General features: G+C 46.4%; 16 protein-coding genes. 10 read left to right on the top strand and 6 right to left on the bottom strand.

Annotated features, from left to right (window positions below; genetic code table 11):
* Window positions 1-1,134 carry a multinuclear nonheme iron-dependent oxidase gene (locus tag BP71_RS36725; RefSeq protein ID WP_496386704.1) on the top strand — a complete coding sequence of 378 codons (1,134 nt, stop codon included), beginning with the start codon at window positions 1-3 and terminating at the stop codon, window positions 1,132-1,134.
* Between the two features lie 262 nt (window positions 1,135-1,396).
* Here the strand turns inward: BP71_RS36725 and BP71_RS36720 are convergent, their stop codons facing one another.
* Window positions 1,397-2,329 (bottom strand): VOC family protein, encoded by a 933-nt coding sequence (locus BP71_RS36720; protein ID WP_496386702.1) that lies wholly within the window; start codon window positions 2,327-2,329, stop codon window positions 1,397-1,399.
* A 58-nt stretch (window positions 2,330-2,387) separates the two neighbouring features.
* Complete coding sequence (locus tag BP71_RS36715) at window positions 2,388-3,044, bottom strand: dihydrofolate reductase family protein (protein ID WP_496386700.1); 657 nt, start codon at window positions 3,042-3,044, stop codon at window positions 2,388-2,390.
* Window positions 3,045-3,109: 65 nt separating this feature from the next.
* Here BP71_RS36715 and BP71_RS36710 point away from each other — a divergent pair, with 65 nt between their 5' ends.
* Entirely contained in the window at window positions 3,110-3,544 is a 435-nt protein-coding gene (locus tag BP71_RS36710; protein ID WP_496386698.1) for an aldo/keto reductase, read from the top strand.
* A gap of 71 nt (window positions 3,545-3,615) precedes the next feature.
* On the opposite strand, the gene BP71_RS36705 is transcribed toward BP71_RS36710, so the two are convergent.
* Complete coding sequence (locus BP71_RS36705) at window positions 3,616-4,041, bottom strand: hypothetical protein (RefSeq protein WP_496386696.1); 426 nt, start codon at window positions 4,039-4,041, stop codon at window positions 3,616-3,618.
* Between the two features lie 268 nt (window positions 4,042-4,309).
* Between BP71_RS36705 and BP71_RS36700 the strand changes: the two genes are divergently transcribed.
* From BP71_RS36700 to BP71_RS36690, 3 genes are all read left to right on the top strand, one after another.
* The gene (locus BP71_RS36700; protein ID WP_496386694.1) at window positions 4,310-4,957 is read left to right on the top strand and encodes a TlpA family protein disulfide reductase; all 648 of its coding nucleotides are present in this window, start codon (window positions 4,310-4,312) and stop codon (window positions 4,955-4,957) included.
* A gap of 641 nt (window positions 4,958-5,598) precedes the next feature.
* Window positions 5,599-6,603 carry a polymorphic toxin type 23 domain-containing protein gene (locus BP71_RS36695; RefSeq protein ID WP_496386692.1) on the top strand — a complete coding sequence of 335 codons (1,005 nt, stop codon included), beginning with the start codon at window positions 5,599-5,601 and terminating at the stop codon, window positions 6,601-6,603.
* Window positions 6,604-7,650: 1,047 nt separating this feature from the next.
* Window positions 7,651-8,763 (top strand): DUF3616 domain-containing protein, encoded by a 1,113-nt coding sequence (locus BP71_RS36690; RefSeq protein ID WP_496386690.1) that lies wholly within the window; start codon window positions 7,651-7,653, stop codon window positions 8,761-8,763.
* Between the two features lie 12 nt (window positions 8,764-8,775).
* On the opposite strand, the gene BP71_RS36685 is transcribed toward BP71_RS36690, so the two are convergent.
* On the bottom strand, window positions 8,776-9,876 hold the full coding sequence (locus BP71_RS36685; RefSeq protein WP_496386688.1) for a metallophosphoesterase: 1,101 nt from the start codon (window positions 9,874-9,876) through the stop codon (window positions 8,776-8,778).
* 974 nt (window positions 9,877-10,850) lie between these two features.
* On the opposite strand from BP71_RS36685, the gene BP71_RS36680 reads away from it, so the two are divergent.
* Entirely contained in the window at window positions 10,851-11,426 is a 576-nt protein-coding gene (locus BP71_RS36680) for a GNAT family N-acetyltransferase (protein WP_496386686.1), read from the top strand.
* 197 nt (window positions 11,427-11,623) lie between these two features.
* Here BP71_RS36680 and BP71_RS36675 read toward each other — a convergent pair whose 3' ends face one another.
* Together BP71_RS36675 and BP71_RS36670 are read right to left on the bottom strand one after the other, a co-directional pair.
* Entirely contained in the window at window positions 11,624-12,382 is a 759-nt protein-coding gene (locus tag BP71_RS36675; RefSeq protein WP_496386684.1) for a T9SS type A sorting domain-containing protein, read from the bottom strand.
* Window positions 12,383-12,398: 16 nt separating this feature from the next.
* Complete coding sequence (locus BP71_RS36670) at window positions 12,399-13,496, bottom strand: phage tail-like protein (protein ID WP_496386682.1); 1,098 nt, start codon at window positions 13,494-13,496, stop codon at window positions 12,399-12,401.
* Between the two features lie 741 nt (window positions 13,497-14,237).
* Here BP71_RS36670 and BP71_RS36665 point away from each other — a divergent pair.
* The 4 genes from BP71_RS36665 (at window position 14,238) to BP71_RS36650 (ending at window position 21,353) form a co-directional block, all read left to right on the top strand.
* A complete protein-coding gene (locus BP71_RS36665) occupies window positions 14,238-15,326 on the top strand; it encodes a phosphatidylinositol-specific phospholipase C1-like protein (protein ID WP_496386680.1) in 1,089 nt (362 codons plus the stop codon).
* 674 nt (window positions 15,327-16,000) lie between these two features.
* Window positions 16,001-16,858: a DUF3347 domain-containing protein gene (locus tag BP71_RS36660; protein ID WP_496386678.1), complete on the top strand. Its 858-nt coding sequence runs from the start codon at window positions 16,001-16,003 to the stop codon at window positions 16,856-16,858.
* Window positions 16,859-16,960: 102 nt separating this feature from the next.
* Entirely contained in the window at window positions 16,961-19,258 is a 2,298-nt protein-coding gene (locus tag BP71_RS36655) for a multicopper oxidase domain-containing protein (RefSeq protein ID WP_496386676.1), read from the top strand.
* Window positions 19,259-19,301: 43 nt separating this feature from the next.
* Window positions 19,302-21,353 (top strand): heavy metal translocating P-type ATPase, encoded by a 2,052-nt coding sequence (locus tag BP71_RS36650; RefSeq protein ID WP_496386674.1) that lies wholly within the window; start codon window positions 19,302-19,304, stop codon window positions 21,351-21,353.

Genomic DNA, 21,353 nt, shown 5'->3' with positions numbered 1-21,353 from the left:
ATGTCTGAAATCTACTCGTCAATCGCCTGTAATCTGGACGCCCATATTTTACAGGCGTCCTTACCATTATTTGAGCAGGAAAAGGTGGAGGCCATTGAGTGGTCTTTTGACACACTTTTCAGGTTCAACGAAATCCCGGGCTGGTTTACTGATCTGGTGAGCGAGTTCAGCCACCATAACCGACTGATAGGTCACGGCGTTTATTTTTCCTTGTTTTCTGGAAGATGGTTGCCCGAACAGCAGGAATGGCTTAGCAGGCTCGAAAAGTTATCTAACCAATTTCGGTTTGATCACATTACCGAGCATTTCGGTTTCATGACCGGAGAAGATTTCCACAAAGGTGCCCCTATCGGCATTCCCCTCTCTTCCCGGACGCTAGCGCTGGGAAAAGACCGCCTGCGACGGATCCAGGATGCATGTCACTGTCCGGTCGGACTGGAAAATCTGGCTTTTTCGTATTCGATCGATGAAGTCAGGAAACACGGGGATTTCCTGAATGAGCTGGTAGAAAGCGTAAATGGCTTCATCATTCTGGACCTTCATAACATTTACTGCCAGGTTCATAACTTCGACATTGCTTTCGAGGATATAATGAAGCTGTATCCGCTGAACAGGGTCAGGGAAATCCATATTTCAGGCGGTAGCTGGGACAATACTGTGGTAATCCCGGGCAAGCCCGTGAGGCGGGACACGCATGATGAATCTGTTCCGGAAGCGGTGTTTGAATTTTTGGGTAAAGCAATTCCGGAATGTCCCAATACGAAATTCGTGGTGTTGGAACAGATGGGTACTGCCCTTGACAGCCATGCAAGCCAGGCGGCTTTTCAATCTGATTTTCTTCGTATGGATCGCATTATCAAACCGCTTGCATCTAATTTTCTTCAAATACCGGCACATACATTCGCACCATTAGGAGGGTGTGCGAATGCCATTCCATTGGAAGATTCCGATTTATACCGGCAACAAGTCCAATTATCGCGCATCCTGGAAACGGCTGGAAGTGTAAGCGAAGCAAGAAGAATGCTGGTCTCCTCCGATTTGCATAACACTGCCTGGGAAGTTGAAAACTGGGCTCCATACATGCTTGAAACGGCCATGTCCATCGCGCAGAAATGGAAGAATGGTTTTGCCTGAAAGCGATGTTTTTCCGAAACCGTTTTAAGGCTCCTCGATCCCGGGGAAGCTTAGGTTCCTGGCTGTTAAGATGGATCGAGGCGATGCTCACCGTAGTCATCGTCGCACGGTCAGGACGGGAGCTATGACCTGGATTGAGCCTCATATCTTACCCGGGTGAAAGTCCAGAATGTTTTTTCATTGGTATCGTCCCTAACGACACGCGTCGGCAAAGGCCGCATTGCACAACGTTTGTTCCGGGACGATCTCCAGACCTGGATTTTTACTTCCCTTCGTATGCCTCTTGCAATTGAGCGATATCCAGCTTCTTCATGGGCAGAAAAGCTTGTGTAATCCGGTTAATTTGCTCGCGGGTGCCATTACTCATCATTTCTTCCATCACAGCAGGCGAGATCTGCCAGGACAGACCATACTGATCTTTGAGCCATCCGCACTGTTCGGCCTGGGGAACGGCTGATAATTTTTCCCAGTAGTAATCTATCTCGTTCTGGTCTGCGCAGTTTACAAGAAAGGAAATAGCTTCATTGAAATCGAAGTGGTGTTGATGTGCGCTGTCCATTGCGGCAAACCAGGTCTCCTCAAGCATAAAATCTGCAAACATAACCGTCCCTTCTTTATCTGGGAGCTGGTCTTTACCATAATGATATATTCCGCCGAGTTTCGAGTTCTTAAATACCGAGCGATAGAAATTGATCGCATCCTCTGCCTTGCCGCAGTTGTCTCCCACAAACAGAAGAGATGGTACTATCGGTGGTCTCGGTTCGCCTTCGGGATTTGTAAGGATCAACTGCCACGAAACGCCGTACTTGTCCTGTATCCAGCCGTAGCGCTCGCTAAAGGGGTATTTGTCAATAGGCATAAGCACGGTGCCACCTTCGGCGAGCTTGTTCCAAATCATATCAATTTTCTCCCTTGCATTTTTTTCCCGTGTTGCGGCCGGGCCGAATCGCAGCGGATCAAAGTTCACCATGAACGATACGGCAGGATTAAACTTAAAGAAAGGCCCTGCGCTGATGGCCATAAACTTTTGATTCCAGAGTTCAAAAGTTACCACATCGGTGTCACCGGACGGTGTATTTTCGAGCGTAGTTATGTCGGTAACCTTTGATTCGGGGAACACCGAAGCATAAAACGCTGCGGCTTCTTTGGCTTCCTTATCAAACCATAAATGCGGAATAATTTTTTGCGTAGCCATTCATTTAAATGTTGAATATGGTGGAAGAAATAATAATGTACATAGAACTCGTGACTGTTTACTCCCGACTCCATTTTTCCCGGCGCGCCAACTCGGCTTCACTTACTTTGTCCGGTACAAACGAGCCACACTTTACCTCACCATCGGGAACATAGCTCGTGAAAATCACACCCTTGGGCGAGACCTCGGTAGCCGTCACTTTCCATTGTTGCGCCTGTGTGCCTTCTTCAAAGAGTTTTTTTCCCTCACCGAGTGTGATAGGGTATGTCCAGGTATGCAGTATGTCTACGAGGTGATTGGACAGTAAGGTTTGCAGCAAACGACTGCTGCCCCACACCATCAGGTCAGGGCCGTCCTGTCCCTTTAACTTTTTCAACTCGTTAACCACATCCTTATCGATCAGGGTCGAATTTTTCCATGATAAATCAATGGGTGTTGTAGCGACCACATATTTGTTGACACGGTTGAGGATTTCACCGATGTCGTCATTTTGATTCGGCCAGTGCGCTGCAAATATTTCATAGGTACGGCGGCCAAGCAAGAGGTCAAAGGGCATGGACATGATCTTGCCAGGGTCATGGCTCATCTGCTCGCCCCAGAAAGGAAATTGCCAGCCACCCCATTTAAATCCATTCGAACGGTCTTCTTCGGGCCCACCTGGTGCCTGCAGTACACCGTCCATTGTCAAAAAGGTGGGAACAATAATTTTTCGCATAGCTGATTTTGTTTTGTTGATGAAACAAAGCTAGGAAGACTGATTTATTCAAACAGGGTGTGTTTGTGCCAATTGTAAAGGTGCATTGCGGCAAGGCTAAGAGATCCTGCTGTGAACCAGATCGAACCCATCCTTTTCATCAGCAAACGGAAACCCAGAAATTCCTGGAAGAAAACAATGTTCAGATCGAGTCCTGGGGCCCGTTTGCGGAAGAGAAAAACGGTTTGTTCCACAATGAGCTGTTACAGTCGATTGGCCAGAAATATAACAAATCGATCGCACAGGTCGTCGTGCGATGGCTGACGCAGCGCGGGGTTGTGGCGATCCCAAAATCAGTGCGTAAAGTGCGGATGGCAGAAAACTTGGACATCTTCGATTTTCAGCTAACTGCCGAGGATATGGACGCGATTAAAACATTGGATACCCATACCAGCAGTTTCTTCGATCACCGTGATCCGGCGATGGTGAAATGGCTGGGTGAAAGAAAACGCAACGCTTAATCATGCACATCAAAAAACAATGAAAATATCGAACATGAATAGATTACTCAAGGCGGCGCTGACCCTTGGCTTTACCTGTACTGAAACCCATGAACAGCGAATCGCTGCTTTTCCGAGCCATGCTGAACGGATAGCGTGCCCTTGTACGTAATTGTCTCCTCATCAACTTGTCTTGCCTCCCTGATTGCGAGAACAACATTGTATTCCGATCCGGAAAAGTACATATCAAAACCTTTCGAAGTCTTGACAGTCATCGTGTGGCCCAACGTCACACTTTTGCCGCCCTGAAGATAAACCCCTTTTTTTAGCGGATCTGCAGAGAAAATGTATTGCTCCTGGGAGAGGGGTACATTCCGCAGAGAGAAGAAGTATCCGGCATGTTTTTTATTGGAAGTGCGATCGGCAACCGCGGTGAATTTGCTTTGGGTTGTTTGCCAGGCATCATTGCCGACACCCGTGCAAATGGCATATGCCAGCAAAACTGTTAAAGAATACATGGTGCAATGGGATAACGTTAGAACTGGATAGCTGATTCGGTATTCTGTGGCGTGCCACAAGCGTTGGAAGAACGGTGATTCCTTTCCTGCAAACGGACAACAACAAACGTAAACATTGTCGCCAATTGCCTGATTAAGGTTTATGTACAAAAAGTGTACCGGAAGAATCAAAATCGTACATTGCCTTACGTTGGAACTACCTGCCGTTTCTGGATACTCACCTGTTGGCTAAGCCGATAGTTCGCTCATCGATAAATTTGTTCTGGTCATGAAATACATGATACGTTTGATAATTGCTCTTAGCCCGGTGGTCGCCCATGCACAACGCGCGACGATAGAAACATGTGGTTCGAAGCTGTATGAGACGCAAAGGAAAATTTACGCAAATGATATCTCCAGGAAGCTGGGTTTGAATTCATTGTCTAGCCGTTCCAATATAGCTTTGCGAAATGCCTGGAATGAGTGGGCGGACTGTGTTCACGGAAAAACGATTCCGAGCTTGGATTTTACTACGATTAATGGAAAACGATACAGCGACTCGAATTTGCGTGGGAAAATTCTAGTGATAAACTTTTGGTTCAAAGGGTGCGCTCCCTGTGTTTCTGAAATGCCGTCTTTAAATAAATTGCGGAACGAATTTCAAAATAAAGAGGTGGTATTTATAGGATTTGCTACCGATGCAGAAGAAGATTTAAAAGCGTTATATCTCAATTCCGGAAAATTTCTATTCGATATTGTCGCTAACTCGGGAAATATTGCTGGGAAATTTGTTTTTGACGGATATCCTACGACTTATATCGTAGACCAAAACAGGAAAATTGTGAAGGCCTGGACTGGTAACACCGTTGGTATGGGACAACCCTATGAGATTGCGAGGCCGATCATCATGCAACTCCTATCTCAACAGACTAAATAAGGTGCTTGGAACCGAGGATTGTTACCGGATGCTTCATCATGCGGTCATGTGAGGTTATTAAGATCAGGACCATTTTTATCTGTGCTTAAATATTTGCGATTCTGTTATTGTTCATCACGGGTCAATATACTCATGAGCACCTACATCACAGAGACAGCGGGGCCGGAATATCCTGCCTTTGCCGGTCGGCACGGGTCAATATGTCCCACCGTTATGAGGGCGACAAATCCGGGGAAACTCTGGCTCTGAATCAAGATTGTGGTGAATACATTTCAGTCAAACATCTTTTCAAATTCTAAATACGTGAGGGGTGACCAACATCTTCCGTAGCAGGTTGACCGGCAACTGTTATTTTGGGAGGAATTTAATTTGGCACAAGTCAAATACTTGATCTGGTCAGTTCACTGAAATGAATACAATTTTTCGAATTCGGGCGTTCAGTCGCTCCAAATTATCCAGATAGACACAGTCATCTTTAAAATGGGTGAATTTTAAAAACAGCCGGAAAAATTATCTCCGGTGAATCGAAATTTAGTAATTGGTAGAAACAAATAGAATTTAAAGGCGTAAATTTTAACTCCCATTTGATGGTCTCGCGGTATTGAATTAGAAGTCTAGATAAACCTCTATCTTTTTAAAATATGTACCGAAATGTAATCCTTCTCTATCATGCCCCGGCGAGTTTATTCCTGGTAGTTAGTTTTTTGTTTTACTCACCAACACTACTAGGGCAGGATCGGGTGGAGTATTTTCATAGTCCGTATGCAGTGCAATACGGGTACGGCTTAAAGGGTTCCCTTGAATGGTCTAAACTTGAGAAGCTATATTTCCGTCTGGGAGTCACTGCCGGTGTCGGCGTTCTCGCAGGGAAATGGATATATCCCTCACTAAATGCTGAGTTGAGCGTATATAGTGGTGGGATTGGAAGTTCCAAGCCGGGGAGGAGCGGTGGTAAATGGCTGGATTTGGAATCGGTCATATCCTATACGGCAACAGCAGGGTGGGCGCAGCGCCTGCGAAAGGAAAGCCGGTACGGGCCCGACAGGAGAAGTTATCCGTTATATTATTTCAATAATCAGAGTCTTCCGTCACTTCAGAACCCTTTTCGCTGGTCTGCATCTTTTGGTGGAAACATAGTTATTTTCCATACCCGGCAGAAGAACAAAATGCAGCGGGTGGGATTCGCAAATTTACATTTCGACCGTGTGCAGGTGAACTACGCGAACGACGGACCGTTTTTTAGGCCGCCATTTGGAGATTTATTTGACCGGTACTACACAGGAACCGGCTTCGTTGCCTTTCATGGAGACTTAAAATGGGATGTGAATATTGTGGAATTAAGTTATAATAAGTTTACAGGATACAGCCCGAGTTCGTACGAAATCAGCAATAAATTGGGCAGCAGCTATGTGTTTTACAAGGATGAGAAAGAGAACTTTTATAATAAATCCAATTTTCAGCTGAATGTGGGTAATATCGCCAAACATTGGGGACTTACCGGTGTTATCTACAATTATCCCTGGTCCGATGTGCAGCATACGATCCATAGCAAGAGCTATTACACACTCCATCTTGTCACGTATGACGGCACCATAGCGGCAGGGCCGTTACTCTATTTTCAGCAAGCAAGAATTGGGCAACAATGAAGAACATCATAATTTTAATCGGAATCAGCATTTTGTTTTCATCTTGTCGCATCGCGTATGATCCTGTCTCGATGGATCAAAACCGCCTGAATTTATTCAATGCGACAACGATAGATTCCACTTTTCTGCTTTTTATCAAAACCATCTGCAAAACAAACGAAAATGGCATTAATCAGCCGTGTGATTGCTATGAGCTTAGTACGGATTCGGTTAGTGTAATTGAAGCGGAGTTTATGTTTTTGTCTGCGAAAAGAAAGGAAGCGATAGTGATCAATTACTTGAAAGACAGGACACAAAAATTTTACAACAAATCGCGGCTTAGGTTTGATCTGTTACCGGGCGGTGATGATACGCTAAACATTGCACGTATTAATCAGATAAGATTTGGGACCTACGATGAAGAACGGCAGGAAATATCCTTTGAGACCACTTCTAAGAATCCTGAAAAGCACATTTGGGAATTGAAAATTACTGAACGTATTCTATCCGTTGAATCGGTTTCGGTAGAGGTTCCGGACGGGTTTGACTTGAAATCGACAGACTTGTCACTGGCGCTGATGCCAAGATTTTTCCCCTCGAATAGTTTTGAGATCATTTTTCGGGAGCCTGTCCGAAGTTCAAGGAGTAAACCAAATACGAACCCCGTTACACCGTTGAGTAAAAACACGATCTATGTGGATACAACCGGAAATGACGTCTATTTTCATTTTGATTCCGCCGTGATTAGGACAAAAAACACTGTCAGATTTAAATCTAACCGTTTGTACTCGTATTTCATTAACAAACCTGCTCCGTCGGAAGATTTTAGAAAGAATAAAATGGTGAAGTGAATCAAAAATATATTCCAGTCGGGAGTATATTTTTAAGGATCGGTTCTACAATTAACAGACCAGTTTGTTTTGATATGTATCTTTTCAAACATTCATGCCAACAATTTTCCGATACTTATTTTTTGCTATAAACACCCGAACCTCAAATTAATACATTTGGTGTAAAATATTTCTTTCGTATCAATTCAATTGAAACCCTCAATTATCATAAAAAATTATGGAAAATATGAGCCTGTCTATTCTGGAATTTGACCCGACGAAGAATAAGATTTTCAAAAAAAAACGACTTACCGACGGGTTGTCTGTTTCCGTTCAGATCGAAAATACACTATGGGTTACCAATGATGAAACTGTAAGCTTGGAGCGCCTCTCATTTCAGAACAGAGACGGTCAGGGGAATTATCACTTCGGCGAGCATATGCAGTTTCCGTTGTCGGAATATTTAACGCTTCCAATTGTCTCAAATGAAGAAGGAAAACCGGAAGAAATAGATATTGAAGGACTCGATTGTAAGGACGGCTACCTATGGCTGGTAGGCTCCCATAGTGCAAAACGTGAAAAAGCAGATCGTAAAGATCGGGAGACGAATGAGGAGAGGTTGGAAAAGTTGCTTGAAGTGACCAGAAAAGGCAATCGTTTTCTGATTGCGAAGATTCCAGTGGTAAGGGAAAATGAAACCTACGTGCTTAAAAAAACAGTGGAGGAGGATGGTAAAATGATACGTGTTGCCAGGCAATTGGAAGGTGATATGGAAGATAACAAACTTACCGAAGCATTAAGAAGAGATCCTCTTCTCAAAATGTTTATGGATATCCCGGGGAAGGACAATGGTTTCGACATTGAAGGCCTGGCGGTTGCCGGTGACAAGGTATTTGTAGGGCTGCGAGGCCCGGTTCTGCGTGGTTGGGCAATTATTCTGGAATTAGCGTTAGACGAGACAGATCAAGGTGCAGGACCAGTATTGACCTTGACAAGTTACAACAAACATGTTTTGCCCCTGGATGGTTTAGGTATCCGGGACATTTGCGTACAGGGAGCTGATCTGCTTATCTTGGCAGGGCCAACAATGGATTTGGATGGTCCGGTTGCGATTTTTAGATGGGTTGGCGGAGTTAATGCGGGAAACGAAAGTGTTGATTTCAGCGAGGTGCTACAAAAAGTATTGGATGTTCCTTTTGGAAAAGGCGACGATCACGCGGAAGGTATGACACTGTTCTCCTCAAATGGCGGCAGCGAACCTGATTCCATCATGATCGTATATGATTCTGCTTCCCCAGGCCGTAAGGTAAAGGAAAATAGTTTGGTAGCTGATGTGTTTGCGCTGACGTAACAGTTGAGTCATCTAATTCTTTATCTTTTTTTGAAAAATTTCAGCCGCGCTTTTTCCGTCTTTTGCTACTTCATAGAAGGTAACCCAGGTTTCACCTCCTTCAAAAAAGGACAATTTGCTGTAACCTACCGAAGCAGATGCGAATAATGACTCTTTACCCAAACCAACCGGACTTGTTTTTGAGCCGCTTCCACTCACAATAAATGAATGGTGTTCCATTTCAAGATATTGCAACGTATGCTCATGACCGCTTACGAAGATACATCTCTTATTATCCTTGGTTGCTGATAATATTGCTTCTTTGTAATGTCTGTAATGCCTGTTTTTCATATCCTGACGTAGGATAAGTGTAGCTAATTGTCTTCCAGGTATTTTCGCTTTGCCCCCATGCGGACCATAAGTGTAAGGCGGATGATGCATAGCAACAACAATATTACTGGACATAGAACTCCTGATAAGGTCTTTGAATTGAGACATAAAATTTTCGCCATTTTTTTTCCAATCGGTTATCAGTAGCTGGGAGTCGATAATTATAATAACGAGATCCTTGCTTAGCCTTCTTAATTCTGGACCAGCACTGCCATTAAATGGTAAAAAATAATGCCTTTTATCTTCCTTTCCTCTAATTGAGTCTAGATGCTCTTGAATTAAGTTCCCTTGCCTCCTTATTCCATTAAAGTCATGGGCCCAGTCATGATTCCCGGGAGTGAAAATAGGGTATCCAGCGAACTTAGATAAAATATCTAATTGGGTATTTAAGCGATACTCTGCGACTTTTCGGGTGATAGCTTTATTCTCAGGCGGTATTCCGTGCGGGTAAATATTGTCCCCCAAAAAGATTATAGAAGAATTTATTGTTTCCGTTGCCAGCCAACCTTTTAAATATTTCAAAACTGCAACCGTATCAGGATAAATAGAATTTCCTGCATCTCCCACCAAATACATCGTATGCTTTAAAATCAAACTAGGAGATGGTTTGTCTTTTGCCCAATTTTTCCCTTCATCAGAATATTGTGTTTGATATCTTGCACAAGAACAGCAGATTAAGATCAATATTAAATACGCAATATTTTTGGAGTAATTTCTACTTCTGCCAGAGTTATATGTTTTCATTATTATTTAGTTTAAAGCTTTGGAATTGATAATTTTTTTCACGCTAATATCAGGGAAAATATATTAAACCATTAACCTCTGCATCTCCTCTACCATGTGCTTGCACGAAAGACATATTTATGATAGATTTTGCAATCTTCTTTGATTGAAAATGATATCCAGCGAATACTGTCAATCAAAAACCAATACAGACAGGCATTCAAATTTTTTAGGATCAAGCGGCTCTTGCCGGCCATATCTGAGACATTCGGAAAATCGGCGCCGGACGAAACAAATATTGATTCCTTACGCAATCCCCCAATTCCGGTGTCCCCGGTCCGCAGAAATCAGGGGTTACTAATGCCGGCACATTTGTCAGAATAGCTCAGTTACTGCAAAGATTAAACCTGGTTCTTGGCTATTGGTAATGGTCTGTTATCTGGTTTTTTTCTGATGATAATTCGAGAGGTAGTGCCTCTCTGGAATTGAAGTGGGCTGTGGGTAAGTTGTATGTTATTCAGATATGCCGATATGAGAACATTTGGTGGCATTAAGCGCAAATTAGTCACCACCATAAAGAGTATCTTAGTGACGATGAAAGTGTTGGAAAGTTCAGCTATCCATCGCCGCCTCTGCATAATAATTTAAAGATCAACAAATTAAGTAGCAATGTCAATACTTAATTTTTAGTATTTTGGAATATGCGATGATAGTGCGGGGACAGCCGGTGCGTATTGAGAGATGCATGTGTGGTAATCAGCACCCGCGGAGGTGGAGCCATAATCGTAAACTGATCACCAGGTTCAGCCCAACCACAGCATTCAGTGTTTCTACGAAAGCAATTTTCCAAAGGTGAACAGACTCAAACTATCAATTGTTACCTGGGCAAAGGCCGAAAGGAGAAAATGAATTGATAAAGCTTGTACGGAAAGAATGTGAGAGTCCTATGAAATATAGGGGGCCAGCTTAACACGGTTTATAAAAGAGATATTGATATGATAATTAAAACAGCCTCGGCCCAGGATCAGGCCGGTTCCATTAGCGTATTAACGTTGGCATTCAGCGTTGATCCGATGGCCCGATGGTCCCTACCGGACCCTGCAAAATATTTGGCAGCTTTCTCTTCGATAACGAAAGCCTTTGGTGGAAGTGCGTTCGAGAAGGGGACGGCTTGTATTGCCGATGGTTTCACGGGTGCGGCCCTGTGGTTACCGCCCGGTGCCAGATCCGACGAAGAGTCCTTAAAGAGGCTTTTCGACGAGAACACTGACGACGATATAAAAGAGGATATGCAGGGGATTTTTGAGGAAATGGAGAAATTTCACCCAACCGAACCGCACTGGTACCTGCCGATGATAGGTGTCGATCCGGCGCACCAGGGTGGTGGGATAGGCTCTGCGCTGATGACCGAAGCACTCAGGGCCGTCGACCGTGATGGATTAATCGCATACCTCGAATCTTCAAATCCCAGGAATATTTCGCTATATGAGCGTCACGGTTTCGAGGTTATCGGCGAAATCCAATCCGGCAGCTCGCCTGTTTTACGACCCATGCTGAGAAGAGTGCGATGAGTCATCCATCCGCAATTCTTGCGCTGATTTTGAGGAAATATGTGCCGAAGGGAAAACTGGAACCGATCTGAGAAAAGCTCTCCGGTGTTCCGGGCTGTGTGACGCCGGTTTGAACAGTGTTGCTTTTATGACAACAGGATTGATCGCAGCCGTAACCATTTTTGGGCCTTCATATTGGGAGCCAGGGAGAAGATAAATTAACGTTTTCCAAAATGGGACGTGTAGGATAATCCGGTGGCCTGGTCAACGATGTTTAAAATATAGTTTCCGGCAGGTAATGCCTGTAAATCGAGCTTGGTATTTTGAACGGCGACTGGCTTTTGCTGTGACAGTACCCTGCCGGTTTTATCCAGAACATACAGCTCAACCGGCCTGTTGCTCCGGATCCCGGCTACATTCAAAACACCATCGGTGGGGTTAGGATATACCTGATAGTGAGCCGCCTGCAATGGCTGTTTTAATGCGATCATTTTCGAATAACTGTATGTTCCATCGTAATCGACCTGTTTTAAGCGATAATAGGATACCGCATCAGGCGACAGGTCGTAATAGTTATATGTTTTTGATCGGGACGAATTTCCCGCTCCTGCGATCCGGCTCAGCATATAAAATTTCAACCCGTCTGACGACCGCTCTACCTGGAAATAATCATTGTTGATTTCCTCCGAAGTTGCCCAATTCAGTTCATTCCGGGCATCCAGCGCTTTTCCCGTAAAATAAATGAGCGTAACCGGGAACGGGCCAAGAGCATCGGGCTGTAACAATCCTTGTGACAGCAGGTTCGCAGGGGATGTTAGTGTTTGCACGCCCGCCATCTCGCCTGCACTCCAGTCCAGATACAGCGCTCCTGCATTTCCCTGGCCACCGCCCACATTGATGGTCTGAGGACTGAGGCTCTGCGCGTAAACCGACCAACTGCAGCTTACCGACAACACAGCGATTAAAAACTTTTTCATAGGGATCGCGCTCATCTTAGTAAACCAGAACACTCGTATAACCCCATTCGGAATTAATCCAGTTGGGGCTGCTGGTAACACCCCCCATTCCAAAGTCGTAGGTGCCTGCGGGAAGGTTCTTGAAAACACCATTGACGGAAAACGTCATTCTTGTATTGGACGGGACCTGAAGACCGAACATGCCAAGGCCCAGTTCGATGATCGGGCTGCCGGGATTTACGTTCTGACAAATAGGTTTGATCCCCAGCTCATTGGCTGCGAAATAACCTCCCAGAGCCCTCGACGAAGCTACAAAGACTGATTGCCCCTCCTGAACGGCAAGCCTGACAGGTTTGGTGATGAAGGCCATAGTTGACGAAGGGTACGGCGCTGTACCCGTTTCGTAGGCACTTTGAATGATGCCCGGAGGTCCGGCCATACCCTGTGGCCCCTGGGGACCTGTGCCTCCCAACAAAATCCAGTTTGGTGATCCGGCAGTGCCCTTATTATAGTAAAAGCCTTCGGGTGCTTCGGTCTGGTAAACCAACAGCCCGGTTGCAGGCTGAGAGAGTGACGTTCTTTGCTGGGCATTCAACCTCGGAACCAGCAACCCTTTTGAGTCGCTGCTCAGGTCGAGCAATGCACTGGCGTCGGGGCCGTTGGTCCCGATACCTACATTGCCGCTGTTTTTGTTGACAATGTTGTTTGCATTCGCTTTCCATTGGTTGTCGGCGCTGCTCAGTGCATAAGGTACACTCAGCAATTGAGAGGAACCCATGTCCGTGAAAGCATCCCCGCCAGTGGGATCCATTTCAACTTTCAGAAATTTTGACCCGTTTCCCCAGGTAGGAGCGTTCATGGTGCCGGATACATCGGAAGCGCCCGGACTGCCGATCGCGACCGTAAACAAGCCCAGGTTATTGGTAGTGACATTTCTGGTCTCGCTGTACTGCGTATTACCCGACGGGCTGTCCTGGCGGATACTGAGCCGCAATTTGATATTTTGGTTGGAAAGGGCAATCCCGGCAGCATTCCGGGCAACCGCCTGATAGTTCATTTGTTCGGGAGCCTGGGCATTAACCGGGATTTTTGCCAGAAAGCACAAAATGATGGTGAGTACAGATAACCATTTCATAATAAGCAGATCAATCGTGTTTGAATAACACTGTAAATCTAGATTTGACTGCCAGCTTTAAAAAAGAGGATTGAGTGGATGAAGGCTTGCACCCTGTATGCCGCGTTTTTATTGAGTTTGTGATTTAACGGTCAGAAACCAAACCAGATTCCGCGACAACCGGCAAACGGAAGTGACCAAAACGACTTTTGATGTAGTCAAAAGTGAAGAGTATTGGATATTTTCGGTGACTTAAATGCCTGTGCATCTACGGAAAAGGCAAGAAGCTCGCTGAGGAGTTTTTTTGTTTTGCCCATTATCACATCCGGATTTACGATAACAGACATGGCTTACAGGATAAGGAATAGGGCCTGGTCTCTTTGCTGCCCAGTTCCATGGACAGCTACCTGCTTTCCGACCGGTTCTTCGAAAGCAGTTCCTAACTGCGCCTCCATAATGCGACGTTGGGCTACACGCCCCGTCCTGCCGGCTCCTGCTGTCAGGAAGTTTTCCCGGGAGGTCAGGTGCCGCCACGACCTGATCTGTTTCGGGCAGTTTGAAAAGGAATATTCGCTTCGTAATGATAACTTAACAATGAATAAGGATAATTCACGGAGATTGTACCCGATTCCGATGTCGGAAAATACATTGAACTCAAAACTGGTTCAAAATCCGGGTCACTAATGTTTCAATGCTTTTAAAATCAACCCATAACCACCACTCGCAGTCGGAGCGCACTTCGGCTGTCTTTCATCCTTTCCTATGAAAACTATCATGACCTTCATGGCGGCATTGGCGCTGCAGGCGTCGCAACTGGGCGACACCGACAATCTGTCTATCAATCAGATCCAGGTCATCGGCTCGCACAACAGTTACAAGCAGGCTATCGACCCGGTATTGTTTAAAATGTTCCAAAAAAAGGACTCGGTTGCAGCGAGCAAGATCGATTACGAACACATTTCGATCGTCGATCAGCTGAGTATGGGACTTCGCAATCTTGAAATAGACACTTATTCCGATGAAAAAGGTGGCCGATATGCGCATCCGAAAGGTCTGGATATGGCGCCAAACCAGAAAGCATTCGACCCGGAAGGCAAGATGGGTAAGCCCGGTTTCAAGATACTGCACGTTCCCGACCTCGATTTCCGCAGCCATTACCTGACATTGAACGAATGTCTGGAAGATTTGAAAAAATGGTCGGAAGCGCATCCTGACCACACGCCTGTTTTTATCACATTGGAAGCCAAAGGCCGCGTTTCCCGCGAAGATCAGCTGGCTTCTGCCGAAAGTTTCGATGCGGGTACATTCGATGAACTTGATAAAGTACTGACTGAAAAACTGGGCAAAAACCATATCATCACACCAGATATGGTAAGAGGCAGATATGAAACCCTGGAAAGCGCGGTGCTGCATAACAACTGGCCGTTGGTGAAGAATGCCAGGGGGAAATTTCTGTTCCTGCTCGATGATCACGCCGATAAAAGAAATATGTACATGGCCGGGCACCCTTCATTGAAAGGTCGTGTGATGTTTGCCTGCGCCGACCCGGGCACCCCCGAGGCTGCGATGATGATCCGCAATAATCCCAAAGATCCTTCGATCAGCGATCTCGTGAAAAAAGGCTACATCATACGCACCCGGGCCGATTCGGACACACGGCAGGCGCGTGAAAACGACAAAAGCGGTTTCGATGCCGCGTGCAACTCCGGCGCCCAAGTCATCACCACTGACTACTATTTGAAAAGTACGCATTTCAAATCGGACTATTCAGTGAGTTTCGATGGGAAGAAATATTTCCGTGCTAATCCACTTTTTTCCGGCGCCCCGACGGCACCGCGTAATGGAAAGTGACAGGGAATTCATGATCCGGGAATTGTCCAAACAGAGAGGAGGGCCAGAACCCCCTTTTGTTAGCTAAATCGTCACTGTCAAATGATCGTACCCCGATAATTCAGCTTTCATATCAAACCGATCCCATAATTATGTAACGGAATACGGTAATTATGTAGAAAAACCTGTCATGGAACTATCATCTTTGCACTCGTAAAGACCGTCTGTTTCTCTGATGAAAGGTTGTGTTTTCTTCGTGCTGATGATGATTTGCCTGCTGGTGTCGGCCAGCCTTAGTCATGCATGTGGTGGCAAGCACACTCCTGCGAAACGAGTAGCCAGGCATGTCCAAGCCCATAGAAAGACATGTTGCAACAGACAAGCGCACCATCAATCAGGCGACTGCCGGCAGTGCAGGCATAACGGCAAGGAATCTGGCTGCGACTGCGCACACGCTGTGACCTTTTTTGCATTGAAAGCGCAGCCAGCCGATCTGCTTCAGAAACCTGTTATCAGTGCCTACCAGTCCATAACCTGGTTTTTTAGACAGGCTATGCCCAAGCCTGTTTACCTCTTCCTCTGGACGCCTCCGAATATAAGCTGTTGAGTACCTGGTAGCCACAGGTACGCCCTTTCCGAAAGCACTTCCAGCTTTCCAATGAGCATTTATTACTAACAGCTTATATTTTAATCCGATGAAATCAATAAAAATATTGATGGCGATGCTGCTATTGCTATCCACTTTTCTATCTCATGCAGCAATTAGAAATGCAGTAACCGAAAATGTAAAAATTGCCGGGTCCTGCGCCCAGTGCGGAAAAGGTATTGAAGCGGCCGCATTTGAAAAGAATATCTCTCAGGCAAGCTGGGACAAGGAAACCAGCATAACCTCGGTGACCTACGACAGCAAAAAGACTTCGCTGGACGCAATCCTGAAAAAGATCGCATTAGCTGGTTACGATAACCAGGGCTATCTGGCACCCGATGAAGCTTACGCAAACCTGGAAGCCTGCTGCCGCTACGAGCGCAGCGGAAAAAGTGACCTTGTCGAAGTCAAAGCGACGACCGGGCATAAGCATCAAAACGGGGTTGAGAATAATGAAAAGACCGGACCGGCCGATGCTGACCCATTGAAATCTGTATTGGATGCATACTTTGCAGTAAAAGACGCTTTGGTAGGTTCGGACGGGAATGCTGCTGCTCTGACAGCGACTAGCCTGGTGAAGGCAATCAAAGCTGTTAAAATGGGGGAACTCGGACAGGAGCAGCATGTAGTCTGGATGAAAGTGATGAAAGACCTGGATTTCGATGCGGAGCACATTGCTGAAACCAAAGATGTAGGTCACCAAAGAGACCATTTCTCGTCTCTTTCTGAAAACATGTATAAACTGATCAGGTCTGGGAAGCCCGCTCAGACAATCTACTACCAGCATTGCCCGATGGCCAAAGAAGGAAAAGGAGCCAACTGGCTCAGTCAGGTACCGGCCATTAAAAACCCCTACTACGGCGCGCAGATGCTAAACTGTGGCAAAACTACCGAAACACTCAAATAGCGAACGGACGTCCTGAAAGTGCCGGCCAGTTTTCTGTTCGATTGGCGAATCGGTGCTTTCGGGACAGCATTCTCTTCTCATTACTTTAACGCACCGAACATCATGGATTTTCGAAGAATCCCGGGTATAACAATTCTATTTCCCCTGGCTGTTTTCCTCTCTGTTTTTTCACAGGTATTGCATGCTCAAAAGGTCGTGCGGTATGATTTATACGTAAAAGACACGACAGTTAATTTTACAGGTACACCCAAACGGGCCATTGCGGTAAATGGGCAGATCCCCATGCCGACATTGACTTTTACAGAAGGGGATACCGCCGAAATTTATGTACACAACGAGCTTGATGAAGAAACATCCCTGCATTGGCATGGTTTGTTCTTGCCCAATCGATACGACGGGGTCCCTAATCTTACGCAAATGCCTATCAAGCCGCATACAACGCACTTGTACCGGTTCGCCATTATCCAGCATGGGACGCACTGGTATCATAGCCACACAGAATTACAGGAACAGATCGGCATGTACGGGTCCATGATCCTGAACAAGAAAATAGAACCGGCCATACCCACCATACCGATCATTCTCAGTGAATGGACAGATATGAACCCGAAAAACGTACACAGGATGTTGCACAATGCCAATGACTGGTTCGCCATCCAAAAAGGGGCAACGCAAAGCTATTCGGAAGCCATCGGACAAGGCTATTTCAAGACCAAAGCGGGGAACGAATGGAAGCGGATGACGGCGATGGATGTCAGTGATGTGTATTACGACCGGTTTTTGATCAATGGAAAAAATGAAAGCCAGCTCGATCAATTTAAGCCTGGCGATAAGGTACGGCTAAGGATTTCAAACGGAGGGGCGTCGACCTACTTCTGGCTTACCTATGCAGGGGGTAAAATGACGGTTGTTGCCACCGACGGTAACGACGTGGAGCCGGTGGAAGTGGACAGGCTGATTATCGCCGTTTCAGAAACTTACGATGTGATCGTCACCATTCCGGCTGTTAAACCTGGATCAGCTCCCATTGCTTACGAATTCTTGGCGACCTCCGAAGACCGGACGAAATCTGCCTCCCTCTATTTGGGTAAAGGGGTAAAACAACTGGCCTCTCCGTTGCCCAGGCTCAAATATTTCGAAGGGATGAAGATGATGAACGGGATGATGAAAATGAACGGCAACCTGGATGATATGGGGATGAACATGAGCCTGAACCAGATGGATATGAACGTGGTGATGTATCCGGAAATCACCGGCCCTTTGAAGTCTAAGAAAAAGGACCGGAGCAAGGATATGGGCGATATGCAAACGGATGCGCCCGAAAAGGGCGGCAAAGATGAACACGCTGGCCATGTAAACAGGTACAACAGCAACGCATTGTCATCGATTACCACGCTTAATTATGCCATGCTCAAATCGCCCGAAAACACATCTATCCCCCGGGATGCACCGGTTAAAGAGCTGCGTTTCGTGCTGACCGGGAATATGAACCGCTATGTGTGGAGCATGGATAACAAAGTGGTTTCGGAGAGGGACAAAATCCTGATCAAGAAAGGCGAGAACGTGCGGATGATCATTTACAATAATTCCATGATGCGGCATCCGATGCACCTGCACGGCCACGATTTCAGGGTGCTCAATGGCCAGGGGCCGAATGCTCCGATGAAAAACATCATCGATATCATGCCTATGGAAACCGATACGCTGGAATTCGCGGCCACTGAAAGCGGGGATTGGTTTTTTCACTGCCATATTCTGTACCACATGATGAGCGGGATGGGAGCGGTTTTCTCTTATGAGAATTCGCCTGTCAACCCGGAAATTCCTAACCCCAGGCTCGCGCAGCGTAAACTGTTTGCCGATGACCGGGAGTTTCATTTTATGGCGGAAAACGATATTGCCACCAACGGAAACGATGGTGAAGCGATGCTTCAAAATACCCGCTGGAGTATCGGCTCGGAGTGGAGGCTGGGTTATAACGACCATCACGGCTATGAAGTGGAGACACACCTGGGACGTTACATTGGGAAAATGCAGTGGCTGATGCCCTTTATCGGATTCGACTGGCGGTACCGGAAGATGGGAATGGATGAAGTAGAAACGAATCTTTTCGGCCAGCGGAATACCAAAGATCAAAGATCGGTATTCAGTGCCGGTGTAAACTACGTATTGCCGATGCTGGTGACGGCACAAGCCGAAATATTCACCGATGGCAATGTCCGTTTTCAATTGGAACGGATGGACATACCGGTCTCCAGGCGTCTTCGGATGAACCTCATGGTCAACACCGATAAGGAATACATGGCGGCGCTGCGGTATATTTTCACCAGATATATAGGTGCCACAGCGCATTATGACAGCGATATGGGATTTGGAGTAGGCTTGACTTTGAATTATTGATCGAACAATGGCCTGATCACGACACATCATAAATCAACTAGCAATGGAAGACCACCATCACCACGGGCATCATCCCAAAAAGGAATCAGAAGTGCATTCGATGACAGGAGCAGCGCATCATCAGCATGGCTCACAGGATGCCGACGACCACGATAAACATGCGGGGCATCATACCGGAGATTTTTTAAAGCGCTTCTGGATATGTATGGTCATCACCATCCCGGTTCTTTTGCTATCGCACATGATCCAGCAGTGGGCAGGTTTTAACTGGACATTCGCTGGTGATCAATACGTGCTTTGGGCACTTAGCACTATCATTTATTGCTACGGGGGCTGGCCGTTTCTGACAGGGCTTGTCAGGGAGGTGAAAGACAGGAACCTAGGTATGATGACCCTGGTAGCGGTTGCCATTTCCACGGCCTATGTGTACAGTACAGCTGTTGTCCTCGGGCTGGAAGGGATGGACTTCTTCTGGGAGTTAGCTACTCTGATTGATATTATGCTGATCGGTCACTGGCTGGAAATGAAATCCCAGATGGCGGCTTCAAAAGCACTGGAATCCCTGGTTGCTCTGCTCCCTTCCATAGTCCATATTGAAAAGGATAACCAGGTGACCGATATTCCATTGAAAGACCTTCGCAGCGGTGATGTATTGCTTGTCAAACCCGGAGAAAAGGTTGCGGCGGATGGGCTGGTACTGGAAGGCAGTTCCTATGTCAACGAAAGTATGCTGACCGGCGAAAGCGTTCCTGTTCAGAAACAGAAAGATGATCGGGTGATTGGCGGGGCCATCAATGCAGACGGAGTTTTGAAAATCCATGTTACCGGAGCGGGCAGTGACAGTTATCTGCAAAAGGTCATCAATATGGTCAAAACCGCTCAGAGCGCTAAATCAAATACGCAGAATCTGGCCGATAAGGTTGCAAAGTGGTTGACGCTGGTCTCGATTACTGTTGGTGTAATCACTTTCATTGTTTGGTATGCAGGCGGACAGGACCTGGCGTTTGCCCTGGAGAGAATGGTGACTGTGATGGTAACATCCTGCCCCCATGCACTGGGTGTAGCCATTCCGCTGGTGATCGCCATTTCCACCACGCTTTCGGCAACGCATGGCCTTTTGATCCGCAACCGTACCGCTTTTGAGAATGCCCGGAACCTAACGACAATCATTTTCGATAAAACCGGCACATTAACAAAAGGGTCTCATGAAATTCAGCAGATCATCCCCGCAGATGATCGGTTCACGACAGATCAGATCTTGCAGTATGCCGCCGCAATCCAGCAAAATTCCGAGCATTACATTGCGCAAGGGGTTATCCGCAAACTCAAAGAAAAACGATTGGAGTTGTGGAGTTCCACGGATTTTAACTACATGCAGGGAATTGGCGTGACGGGTACGGTAAACGGTCAAAAAGTAGTAGCTGCCGGACCAAACTATTTTAAACAGGAAAATAAACCGGTACCTGCCATCCCGGATCAGGTCGATCAGGCTCTTGAAACCGTGAATTTTATTCTTGTTGATGGCCAGCTGGCTGGTTTGATCACTTTCGCGGACAGTATCCGGGAAAGCGCAGCCCAAGCTGTTACCGAATTGAAGAAGATGAGCATTAAAACTTTTCTTTTGACCGGCGATAACGAAAAGATCGCAGACGCCGTCAGCAAAAAGCTCGGGATGGATGGGTACCTGGCCAATGTGCTCCCGCATGAAAAGCAGGATAAGGTAAAGGAATTTCAAAGCAAGGGAGAGATTGTCGCCATGACCGGCGATGGTGTCAACGACGCGCCCGCACTCGCGCAGGCTGACGTAGGTATTGCCATTGGTTCAGGAACCGACGTGGCGGCCGAAACTGCCGACATCATCCTGGTGAACAGCGACCCGATGGATGTCGTGCAGATGATCACTTTTGGCAGGGCTACTTACCGGAAAATGGTGCAAAACCTCGCCTGGGCCATTGGTTACAACGTTATCGCTATTCCGCTCGCAGCTGGCGTACTCTATCCATCATGGATGTTAAGTCCGGCAATGGGCGCGGTTCTGATGAGTGCATCCACGATCGTTGTTGCGATCAATGCGAAGTTGCTTAGAGTTAAATAA

It is taken from the genome of Dyadobacter ginsengisoli DSM 21015 (genome assembly GCF_059568735.1).
The sequence above is the reverse complement of the archived record's forward strand: the minus strand, read 5'-3'. Positions and strand labels throughout refer to the sequence as shown.

Coding starts and splice junctions, on each gene's coding strand:
- BP71_RS36725 (WP_496386704.1), top strand. CDS start 1: ATGTCTGAAATCTACTCGTCAATCGCCTGTAATCTGGACGCCCATATT.
- BP71_RS36720 (WP_496386702.1), bottom strand. CDS start 2,329: ATGGCTACGCAAAAAATTATTCCGCATTTATGGTTTGATAAGGAAGCC.
- BP71_RS36715 (WP_496386700.1), bottom strand. CDS start 3,044: ATGCGAAAAATTATTGTTCCCACCTTTTTGACAATGGACGGTGTACTG.
- BP71_RS36705 (WP_496386696.1), bottom strand. CDS start 4,041: ATGTATTCTTTAACAGTTTTGCTGGCATATGCCATTTGCACGGGTGTC.
- BP71_RS36700 (WP_496386694.1), top strand. CDS start 4,310: ATGAAATACATGATACGTTTGATAATTGCTCTTAGCCCGGTGGTCGCC.
- BP71_RS36695 (WP_496386692.1), top strand. CDS start 5,599: ATGTACCGAAATGTAATCCTTCTCTATCATGCCCCGGCGAGTTTATTC.
- BP71_RS36690 (WP_496386690.1), top strand. CDS start 7,651: ATGGAAAATATGAGCCTGTCTATTCTGGAATTTGACCCGACGAAGAAT.
- BP71_RS36685 (WP_496386688.1), bottom strand. CDS start 9,876: ATGAAAACATATAACTCTGGCAGAAGTAGAAATTACTCCAAAAATATT.
- BP71_RS36680 (WP_496386686.1), top strand. CDS start 10,851: ATGATAATTAAAACAGCCTCGGCCCAGGATCAGGCCGGTTCCATTAGC.
- BP71_RS36675 (WP_496386684.1), bottom strand. CDS start 12,382: ATGAAAAAGTTTTTAATCGCTGTGTTGTCGGTAAGCTGCAGTTGGTCG.
- BP71_RS36670 (WP_496386682.1), bottom strand. CDS start 13,496: ATGAAATGGTTATCTGTACTCACCATCATTTTGTGCTTTCTGGCAAAA.
- BP71_RS36665 (WP_496386680.1), top strand. CDS start 14,238: ATGAAAACTATCATGACCTTCATGGCGGCATTGGCGCTGCAGGCGTCG.
- BP71_RS36660 (WP_496386678.1), top strand. CDS start 16,001: ATGAAATCAATAAAAATATTGATGGCGATGCTGCTATTGCTATCCACT.
- BP71_RS36655 (WP_496386676.1), top strand. CDS start 16,961: ATGGATTTTCGAAGAATCCCGGGTATAACAATTCTATTTCCCCTGGCT.
- BP71_RS36650 (WP_496386674.1), top strand. CDS start 19,302: ATGGAAGACCACCATCACCACGGGCATCATCCCAAAAAGGAATCAGAA.